Source organism: Brevibacillus dissolubilis (assembly GCF_006170445.1).
GTDB lineage: Bacteria > Bacillota > Bacilli > Brevibacillales > Brevibacillaceae > Brevibacillus_B > Brevibacillus_B dissolubilis.
The window spans coordinates 1-9,864 of record NZ_VCNA01000020.1 but is presented as its reverse complement, the minus strand read 5'-3'; the positions used below and the strand labels follow the sequence as shown (position 1 = coordinate 9,864).

The window sequence follows — 9,864 nt, the reverse complement described above, 5'->3', positions numbered from 1 at the left end:
CGTTTAATCGATTCTGGATAGCTTTGAAACTTCTGTCCTTTTACTGCCATAAAAAATGCACCCCCTAAAGTTCATCGGTTAAACCAGGGGGTTTTTCCAATGTCTACTTTAAGGGGTGCACTTCAGTGATAGATGAGCCGATAAACGGAGTCCTTTTTTTATTTTGTTCATAAAACCGCAAATCCCTATATGAATGGTTGGTTTTAGCCTCGGCTGGATAACATAAAAGAGACGAATCCAAGCATAATAGCAATGGGACAATCAAATTTAACATCCTACAGGTCCCCATTGATGGAGGAATGAACAAGATGCAAGCAGATAAGCGACTGGACTTGCTTTCGGTAGCGTCGATCCCGTTGATCATGACGCTGGGCAACTCGATGCTGATTCCCATTCTACCTATGCTCCAGCAACAGCTGGATGTAACCGCCTTTCAGACCAGCCTGATTATTACCGTCTATTCAGCGGTAGCGATCGTCTTAATCCCTATTGCTGGATTCTTATCAGACTGTTACGGAAGGAAAATCGTCATCATACCGAGCCTGATCATCGCTGCTGCCGGAGGACTGATCTCCGTGTTGGCGGCATTGCTCTCGGATAACTCGTATGTACTGATTCTGATCGGCCGTATGCTCCAAGGCGTCGGAGCAGCAGGATGCGCACCCATCGTTCTTCCGTTGATCGGTGATATGTTCCGCAGTGAAGACGATGTCAGCACCGGACTGGGGATTGTGGAGACCTCCAATACATTCGGTAAAGTATTAAGTCCGATTCTGGGGGCGTACCTGTCAACCGTTGTCTGGTATCTCCCCTTCCTGGCAATCCCAATCTTTTGTGGAGTCTCCATTCTGCTTGTCTGGTTTTTATTGAAGTCCCCCAAGCAAAAGCCGAAAAACATCACCATCAAATCATTCACGGGTGATATCAAAAGCATTTTCCGGCAAAAAGGAAGATGGCTCTACGCGATCTTTGCCATCGGGGCGATCTGCATGTTTATTGTGTTTGGCGTACTGTTTTACCTCTCCAGCTTATTGGAGAAGAAGTACGGCATCGATGGGGTCATCAAGGGATTGATTTTGGCTATTCCGCTCGGGTCACTGTGTCTTTCTTCGTATTTGACGGGCCGATTCGTCGGCGAAAATAAACGGATGATGAAGTGGGTCACATTTTTCGGCTTAGTTATTCTGGCTGTAGCGATTTTTGCCACAGGCTTTTTCAAAAACATCTACCTGATCGTGCTCAGCCTGTTCGTCAGCGGCGTCGGGATTGGGATGACACTCCCCTGTCTGGATGCTTTTATTACAGAGGGCATCGAAAAGGCACAGAGAGGAACGATTACCTCGATGTTTTCCAGCATGAGGTTTATCGGGGTAGCACTTGGTCCCCCGCTTGTGTCGATTCTGATGGATATTTCGCAGCTCACCTTATTTTTGACATTTGCCGGGCTTTCACTGTTGGCAGCTGTGCTGAGCCTGTTTGCCATCAAGCCGAGAAGCAAAGGGAAAAAGGGCGAGCAGAAAGACCTGCTCGACATCATCATCAAAAGCATGTTTAACCAAAGGCGTCTGGAGAAACTCAAATAAGGCCGATGCAGGCAAAAGAAGACTTGATCAAAACGATCAGGTCTTTTTTCATAGGTGTATTTTCCCTAGTTTTGTTCAATTCTATAGAGCGGACAGTTATTTTCTGGTAAAATATTCATAACTCAAATTTAAGGAGATGCAACCTACTATGAAAGCAATTATCATCACTGGTATTTCCAGTGGATTAGGTAAAGCCTTGTTTGACTCTTTTGTTGATAAAGATGTACAACTTATCGGAATCTCCCGACGCTTCCTGCCTTACCAAGAGGAGCTCGCTCAGTCCCAACCAGAGCGTGTGACCCTGCTCAAACGTGACCTGCAAGTAGAAGAACAGATTCCATCAGCCCAAGACTTTGCCGCTCTCCTCGAAGGCAAAGAAATCGAAGAGCTTGTGTTCATTAACAATGCTGCTGTGATTTCCCCGATCGGTCCGGTAGGTACATTTGAGAATGCACAGATCACACAAGCGACCATGATTAATTTCATCGCTCCGATCCAGATGATCAACAATCTCGTCTCCCTCGGAGAAAAAACCAAGCTCAACATCCTGCACATCTCTTCTGGAGCAGCCAAGCGTGCATTGGGCGGCTGGTCACTCTACTGTTCCACCAAAGCAGGTGCAGAGATGTTCGTCGATGTATGCAAGGCCCAGTTCGAGAACAACCCGAACATTCAGATCCATTCCATCAGCCCTGGTGTGATGGACACCCAGATGCAAGAATACATCCGCAGCTCTGTTACAGATGTATTCCCAGAGCGTGTCTACTTCGTCGATCTCAAAGAACAAGGCAAGGTTGCAACCCCAGAGATGGTCGCGCAGAAAATCGTTGCCGAATACATTCCGTGGGGCTAAGTGCATCAATCAACCACTACCTGTACATAAAATAAAAAAGACCGGCGCAGATGTTCCTGCGTCGGTCTTACGTTTACAAGCCGTTATGAGCCGCTGGACGTTTTTAGAAGTCGAGGCGGGTTTCACGGTCGTCGATGATTGGAGAGATGGTTTTGCCTTGTTTGTGAAGGTTGCGGAGGTATTCAGCAACGATTTCACGTTGGAAGTTAGGGGTATCGGTCCATTTTACTTGACCGAATACAGTGTAGCCGTCACCAGAACCAGTTCCGAGGAAGTTGTTGGTGGTTACAGAGAATTTTTGATCAGAGAAAGTACCGTTCACGTACACTGGAGTGCCATCAGTGAGGGTGATTTCAGTGATTTTGTCCCCTGCTGCGCGGCGGTTATCCCATTTGTATTTGAGGCCGGATTGTTGCAGAGCTGGGTAGCCGGAGTATTTGTCGAGTACTTCCAGAGCGGTTTTGAGTTGTTGTGCAGTCATTTCGCCTACCACATCATAGTTGTCAAAAGGAAGCACAGAGAATACTTCACCGTAAGTGATTTCGCCTGCATCAATGTCAGTGCGGATTCCGCCGATGTTGGTGAAAGCGATTTGTACGTTTTCTTTGGAGCGCATTACTTCCGTGATCAGGTTACCGAGTGGGGTTACACCTTCACGTGCTTTTTCTTTGTCGATTTTACCGCGTTTGATTTGGTTCACAGAATCGCGGGTCAGAGCACCGGTGGTTACGGATACCACTTCACCCTTCAGTTGGTTTACTTGTGTTTGGTATTTCGCCACGATCGCTTCTACTTGAGCGTCTGCCTTCGCAAGACCCAGTTTGGTTTCGAGGATGGAGGACTCAGTAGATACCACTGCGTCTTTCTTTTTGTCTACGAAAAGACGGATGTGACCGATTGCTGCTGTTGCGGTTTGAGCTTCCACGAGAGCAACGTCATTGATATGACCGAATACACGCTTGTGGGAGTGGCCACCGATGACAGCTTCTACGCCTGTTGCTTCACGGGCGAAATCAGCCAGTTCACCGATGATTTCACCTTGTGCGTTGAGGTCACCCGGCATATGGGAGTTGACGATGACAAAGTCGGTTTGTTTTTTCAGTTCTTTGACCAGTTCATTGCTGACGGTAGAGCCTTTGGCAAAAGAAAGATCAGAGATGTGGGTAGAGAGTGTTACTTTTGGCGTTTCTACAGTAGAGAGACCGATGATACCTACACGGTAGCCGTCTTTTTCAACGATGGTGTATGGCTTGGTCCAAGATACTGGCTTGTTGCTTGCTTTGTCATAGATGTTGGCGCTGATGATTGGGAAAGATGCTTCGTTGATCAGTTTTTTCAGCAGAGGCTGACCGAAGTCGAACTCGTGGTTACCGATTGTACCTGCGTCATAACCGATCGCATCCATGGTTTCGAGTGTGGATGTGCCTTCAAATGCATTGGAGATCAAGGTTCCTTGGAAGAAGTCACCCGCATCCAGCACGATGGTGCCGTCTGGGTTCACAGTACGGTATTGGTTAACAACACCTGCTACGATACCCATCCCACCGTTTTTGTAGGTGGTGTTATATTCGATGTTACCGTGGATATCGTTAGTGGAGAGGACGTCGATATCTTCAAACACGAGTGGTTTGAGACCGGATACTGCTTCTTCGAGAGTCACAGCAGCCTGCAGACGAAGCTCGCTGTCGAATTTGAGATCGAGAATACCCTTCAGAACAGCGTAGCTGATCACATTGCGGTCTTCTACCGTGCTTGCGTCCTTGAAGTAGTTCAGAACGCTGGTGTCCACTGTAGGAATCTTGGTACCTGCGATTGCATTGGCAATAATCTCAGCATATTCTTCGCGGGTTACTTTACGGGCAGGAGCGAACTTTTCACCGTCAGCTTCCATGAGGCCTGCAGCAACGACGCGGTTCACAGCATCTTGTTGATGGGCAGGAACGTCTGAGAATTTCACTGGATTTTTCGCTTTTTTCAGTTCGAGAGCGCTTACGAGAATAGCAGCCAGATCAGAACGGCGTACTTCTTCAGTCGCTTGCTTCACACCGGAACGGTCGAGCCAGCCATATTGCTGGGCAAGAACCATATCAGAAGTTTTTGCGGATGCGGTTTCCTTCGTTGCAGCAGAAGCAACATCATGGACAGCAAGATTACCGGCAAAAACAGATGCAGTGAGTGAAGCGGTTACCAGTAAAGTGACTGGTTTCTTGTTTAGCATAGGTAAAAATCCCCCTTGAAAATGGAATGATGAAATAATTGCCACACGTATTATTCCGTATGACTATGCTGAATCCTGCTACATTTACAATGATTTTATATGTTCTTAATATTACAAAGAAGCAGACATTCAGCCCCTATATCATAATGGATGTTCGGATAATTGTGGAAGACTTTTTGATAAAGTTATGAATTTTATTTAAGGAGAGTTGAAAAACATGAATCTATTTTTTGAAATCCATCAGGGACTGCCACGGGAAGGTCCTGGAGACAACGAATCTACCAAACGGGCTTTTTCCTATGTGCGGGATCTGCCTGCACACCCAGAGGTACTCGACATTGGATGTGGGCCAGGGATGCAGACGTTGCAACTGGCGGATGTAATAGATGGTCGGGTGGTCGCGCTTGATTTGCAGCAGCCTTTTCTAGACGAGTTGCAAAAGCGTGCGAAGAGTGCGGGGGTAGATCAGAAGATTGAAACAGTGCGGGGTTCTATGTTTGAGCTCCCTTTCGGTGATCAGCAGTTTGATTTGATCTGGTCCGAGGGGGCGATTTATATATTAGGTTTTGAGCAGGGCCTAAAGCAATGGAAATGTTTTTTAAAAGAAAACGGCTCTCTGGCTGTTACTGAGATTTGCTGGCTGAAGCCCAATCCCCCGGCAGAAGTCCAGAACTTCTGGCACGAACATTATCCAGAGATGAAGTCCGTTGAAGAAAACCTGGCGTTGATTGAAGCGGCAGGCTATGAGGTGACCGGCTATTTTACCATCCCGGAATCAGGCTGGTGGGATGACTACTATCTCCCGCTTGAGGCAAAAATCAATGACTTGCGCTTAACCTATCAGAACCAGCCGGAGGCGCTTTCTCAACTGGACGAGGCACAATCAGAGATTGAGATGTACCGAAAGTATTCAGAGTGGTACGGATACACCTTCTTCATCATGCAGGCAAAATAATCGCTTACTTATTTATTCATAAGACTTTGGACGAGTGGCAGCTTTCTGTGCTATAATTAAGTGTTGTCTGAAATACGGTTGGAGGGTTATCCATTATGGCAGAGCAAACATCTCCGTTTCCAAAAGTAGATATAAGCCAAGAAATGCGAGACTCGTTCATTGACTATGCGATGAGTGTTATCGTCAGCCGTGCCTTACCTGATGTGCGCGACGGCTTGAAGCCCGTACACCGCCGCATCTTGTATGCTATGCATGATATGGGTCTGACACCAGATAAGGCGTTTCGTAAGTCCGCGAACGTAGTCGGGGAAGTTATGGCGAATTACCATCCGCACGGTGACTCCGCTATTTATGAGACCATGGTACGTCTGGCGCAAGATTTTAACATGCGCTATATGCTTGTCGAGGGCCAAGGGAACTTCGGTTCTGTGGATGGCGACCCGGCAGCAGCGATGCGTTACACAGAGTCCAGACTTGCTAAGATTGCACTAGAACTTTTACGAGATATCGATAAAGATACAGTAGATTTCGTTCCGAACTATGACGGTCGCAAAGAAGAGCCTACCGTCATCCCTTCCCGTTTCCCGAACCTGTTGGTGAACGGTTCTTCCGGGATCGCCGTCGGTATGGCGACCAATGTCCCTCCGCACAATCTGACAGAGGTGATTGATGGCGTTCAAGCCATGATCGACAATCCGGATATCACCATCCATGAGCTGATGGGGATTATCAAAGGTCCAGACTTCCCGACATCAGGGGAAATCTTAGGCTATTCCGGTATCCGCAAGGCCTATGAGACAGGCCGTGGCTCTATCATCATGCGTGCGAAGAGCACCATTGAGGAGCACAACGGCAAAGCCCGTATTATCGTTACCGAGATTCCGTTCCAAGTAAACAAAGCTAGATTGGTTGAAAAAATCGCAGAGCTGGTGCGCGACAAGAAAATCGAAGGCATCACCGACCTGCGAGATGAATCCGACCGCAAAGGGATGCGTATCGTCATCGAGCTTCGCCGTGACATCATCCCGAAAGTCGTGCTCAACAACCTTTACAAACAGACCCAGATGCAGAGTACATTTGGTGTCAACATGCTCGCGCTCGTAGATAATCGTCCGCGTGTCTTAAACTTGCGCGAATTGCTCTATTACTACCTGGAGCATCAGCGTGTCATCGTCCGCAGACGTACCGAGTATGATCTGCGTCAAGCAGAAGCGCGCGCACACATTTTAGAAGGTCTGCGTATTGCGCTTGATCATATTGACGAGATTATCAGCCTGATCCGCTCTTCCCAGACCACCGAGGAAGCCAGAAACGGCTTGATGGAACGCTACAGCCTCAGCCATGAGCAGGCCCAAGCGATTCTTGACATGCGTCTCCAGCGCCTGACTGGTCTGGAACGCGATAAAATCGAAAACGAATATCAAGAGCTCATTGCCAAAATTGCCGAACTCCAGGCCATTCTCGCTGACGAAGGCAAGATCTACGCGATCATCCGCGAAGAGCTGCAAGAAATCAAAGAGAGATTTGGCGACGAGCGCCGCACACAGATCACCTTTGATGAGGGAGATATTCTTGATGCTGACCTGATTCCAGAAGAAGAGGTTGTCATCACGCTCACCCACAGCGGCTATATCAAGCGTCTGCCGGTCAACACGTATAAGAGCCAGCGACGCGGTGGACGCGGTATCCAAGGGGCAGGTACGCGGGATGAGGACTTCGTCGAGCATCTGCTTACGACCAACTCCCATGACACCCTGTTCTTCTTTACCAGCAAGGGTAAGGTCTACCGCATCAAAGGCTACGAGATTCCAGACCTCAGCCGCACCGCCAAGGGGACACCGATCATCAACCTGATTCAGATCGAAAAAGGCGAGACGGTCAGTGCGATCATTCCGATCAAAGAATTCCGTGCCGATCAATATCTGTTCTTTGCCACCAAGCACGGTATCGTCAAACGTACGGATCTTCTGACCTTTGACAATGTCCGCAAAGGTGGTCTCATCGCGGTCAACCTTCGCGAAGACGACGAGCTGGTCGGCGTACGTCTCACCGACGGTCACCAAGAGATCATCATGGGGACCAAAAACGGTATGGCCGTCCGCTTCAAAGAAGAGGATGTCCGCGTAATGGGCCGTGGTGCCACTGGTGTCAAAGGCGTTACGCTTGACGGCAACGACGTCGTGATCGACATGGACGTTGTCCGCCCTGATGCCGAGGTGCTTATCGTCACAGCCAGAGGCTACGGAAAACGTACGCCAATCTCCGAATACCGGATTCAAAGCCGCGGCGGTAAAGGTCTCAAGACTCACAATGTCACCGACCGCAGTGGTCACATCGTTGGCCTCAAAGTCGTGCAAGCGGATGAAGATCTGATGATTATCACCGTCAATGGCATCATCATCCGACTGCGCATCAAGGACATTTCTGTCATGGGCCGTTATACCCAAGGTGTCAAATTGATCCGCCTCGATGAAAATGAAGGTGTCGGTTCCATCGCCATCGTAGAAGCATCTGATGAGCCGACCGATGTGACACCAGTCGCAGAAACCGCTGACGACGCCGAGATCACAGAAGAACACCCCGAAGAAGAAATGACCGAGGAAATCCTCGAAGATGATCAGGCTGACCAAGATCCACAAGACGAATAACCTGATCGATAAAAAAAGGATGGAACTGGTGCCAAAAGCCAGTTGCCATCCTCTTTTTTATGATTCCAAAGTATTAACTTAGAATGTCAGTATTGTCACTTTTCTAGGAAAAGAGTAGTATAAAAATTAAGAATACGGTCACGCAGGAGGATGAATATGCCCATCTATGAAGTAAATAGGTTACCAGCTGGTGCGCGCTTGGCGGCAGAAGTTCATACGTCACTCGGTGGGCTGCTGTTCTTAAAAGGAACCCTTCTCGAGGAGCGCGATCTGGAAATTTTGGAAGCGTTTTTAGTCGATCAGGTCGAAATCGAAGAAGATCCCATGCTCTTTATCAAAGATGAGAAAAAAGATGAGCCCCTCCCCGAATCCAAAGAGGAGCCAGTGGCCAAACGAAAAGAGACCAAAATACCCGATAAATACGAATTCGAACAAAAATTCGATAAAGCCATCGTCTCCTTCCGTAACATGCTAAAAAACATTCAGAGCGGTCAAAATATCCCCGTCTTGGAAGTGCGTGAGATCATCTCTCCCCTGCTCCAGACGGTCTCTGAACAGCCGAACCTGCTGCTCTCGCTGCGCAGGGTATCCAATGTAGACACCTACACCTACGAGCACTCCGTCGCAGTTGGTCTGCTCGCCTATGTGATCGCCAAATGGATGAAGATGCCGGAAAAAGAATGGATGCAAATCGCCCTAGCCGGTATTCTGCTCGATGTAGGCAAAACCAAGATTGACCCGAAAATCCTCTGGAAGCCAGGAAAACTGACCCCAGAGGAATTTGAAGAAATGAAAAAACATACGGTATATGGTTATCAACTCATAAAATCAGCCCCAGGATTAAGTGAGGGTGTTGCCATGGCCGCCTTGCAGCACCACGAACGGGAGGATGGCTCCGGCTACCCGCTTGGCCTGAAAAGCAACAAAATTCATATCTACAGTAAAATTGTTGCAGTAGCTGACGTATACCATGCGATGTGCTCCAACCGGGTTTACAGAGAGGGCACCTCCCCTTACATGGTGGTCGAGCAACTAATCCAAGACAGCTTCGGCAAACTCGATCCCGCAATCGTCCATACTTTTGTCAACGCCATCACCCAATTCTCTGCAGGAACGGTTGTAGAACTCAGCGACGGCTCCATTGGCAGAATCGTATTTACTGATCGGAACAACCCAACCAGACCGATGGTAGAAGTTAATAAGAAAATCATCAACCTCGCCGAAAATCGTAAAATTGCCATTGTAAAGGTGATGTAGATGAAAAACGTAATCCGATTCTGAACCTTGATGAGATGGGACGGCAGACAGTTCTGACCGCCATCTCATTTTCTTTTATTATGGTATTGACTTTACGCAGGAGGTCATGCTAGACTTTAGAAGTTGATTTCAGAGGAACTACTTTTAAAACGAATAGAACTTCTGAAAAAAGGTAATAACTATATTGACTTCAATAGAAGTTATGTAGTAGAGTGTTAAACGGATGTTCTTTGAAAACTGAACAGCGAAAGCAAATGATAATTCAGCCAAGCAACAAGTTTTTGACCTAGATCAACTTCAACTTTATTGGAGAGTTTGATCCTGGCTCAGGACGAACGCTGGCGGCGTGC

Annotated in this window: 6 protein-coding genes; 5 read left to right on the top strand and 1 reads right to left on the bottom strand. The window is 47.9% G+C overall.

Features of this window, described 5'->3' with window-relative positions; genetic code table 11:
• The first annotated feature begins 308 nt into the window (after positions 1-308).
• Both FGI41_RS24490 and FGI41_RS24485 read left to right on the top strand, forming a co-directional pair.
• A complete protein-coding gene (locus tag FGI41_RS24490; protein ID WP_139492913.1) occupies positions 309-1,583 on the top strand; it encodes an MFS transporter in 1,275 nt (424 codons plus the stop codon).
• A 148-nt stretch (positions 1,584-1,731) separates the two neighbouring features.
• Positions 1,732-2,436, top strand: coding sequence for an SDR family NAD(P)-dependent oxidoreductase (locus FGI41_RS24485; protein ID WP_176560424.1), 705 nt, complete (start codon positions 1,732-1,734; stop codon positions 2,434-2,436).
• A gap of 103 nt (positions 2,437-2,539) precedes the next feature.
• Here FGI41_RS24485 and FGI41_RS24480 read toward each other — a convergent pair whose 3' ends face one another.
• On the bottom strand, positions 2,540-4,654 hold the full coding sequence (locus tag FGI41_RS24480; protein WP_139492911.1) for a 5'-nucleotidase C-terminal domain-containing protein: 2,115 nt from the start codon (positions 4,652-4,654) through the stop codon (positions 2,540-2,542).
• 217 nt (positions 4,655-4,871) lie between these two features.
• Here FGI41_RS24480 and FGI41_RS24475 point away from each other — a divergent pair, with 217 nt between their 5' ends.
• From FGI41_RS24475 to FGI41_RS24465, 3 genes are all read left to right on the top strand, one after another.
• On the top strand, positions 4,872-5,609 hold the full coding sequence (locus FGI41_RS24475; protein WP_139492910.1) for a class I SAM-dependent methyltransferase: 738 nt from the start codon (positions 4,872-4,874) through the stop codon (positions 5,607-5,609).
• A gap of 95 nt (positions 5,610-5,704) precedes the next feature.
• Entirely contained in the window at positions 5,705-8,257 is a 2,553-nt protein-coding gene (gene gyrA, locus FGI41_RS24470; protein WP_139492909.1) for a DNA gyrase subunit A, read from the top strand.
• 156 nt (positions 8,258-8,413) lie between these two features.
• The gene (locus tag FGI41_RS24465; RefSeq protein WP_139492908.1) at positions 8,414-9,514 is read left to right on the top strand and encodes an HD-GYP domain-containing protein; all 1,101 of its coding nucleotides are present in this window, start codon (positions 8,414-8,416) and stop codon (positions 9,512-9,514) included.
• Positions 9,515-9,864 lie beyond the last annotated feature (350 nt).

Coding starts and splice junctions, on each gene's coding strand:
- FGI41_RS24490 (WP_139492913.1), top strand. CDS start 309: ATGCAAGCAGATAAGCGACTGGACTTGCTTTCGGTAGCGTCGATCCCG.
- FGI41_RS24485 (WP_176560424.1), top strand. CDS start 1,732: ATGAAAGCAATTATCATCACTGGTATTTCCAGTGGATTAGGTAAAGCC.
- FGI41_RS24480 (WP_139492911.1), bottom strand. CDS start 4,654: ATGCTAAACAAGAAACCAGTCACTTTACTGGTAACCGCTTCACTCACT.
- FGI41_RS24475 (WP_139492910.1), top strand. CDS start 4,872: ATGAATCTATTTTTTGAAATCCATCAGGGACTGCCACGGGAAGGTCCT.
- gyrA (WP_139492909.1), top strand. CDS start 5,705: ATGGCAGAGCAAACATCTCCGTTTCCAAAAGTAGATATAAGCCAAGAA.
- FGI41_RS24465 (WP_139492908.1), top strand. CDS start 8,414: ATGCCCATCTATGAAGTAAATAGGTTACCAGCTGGTGCGCGCTTGGCG.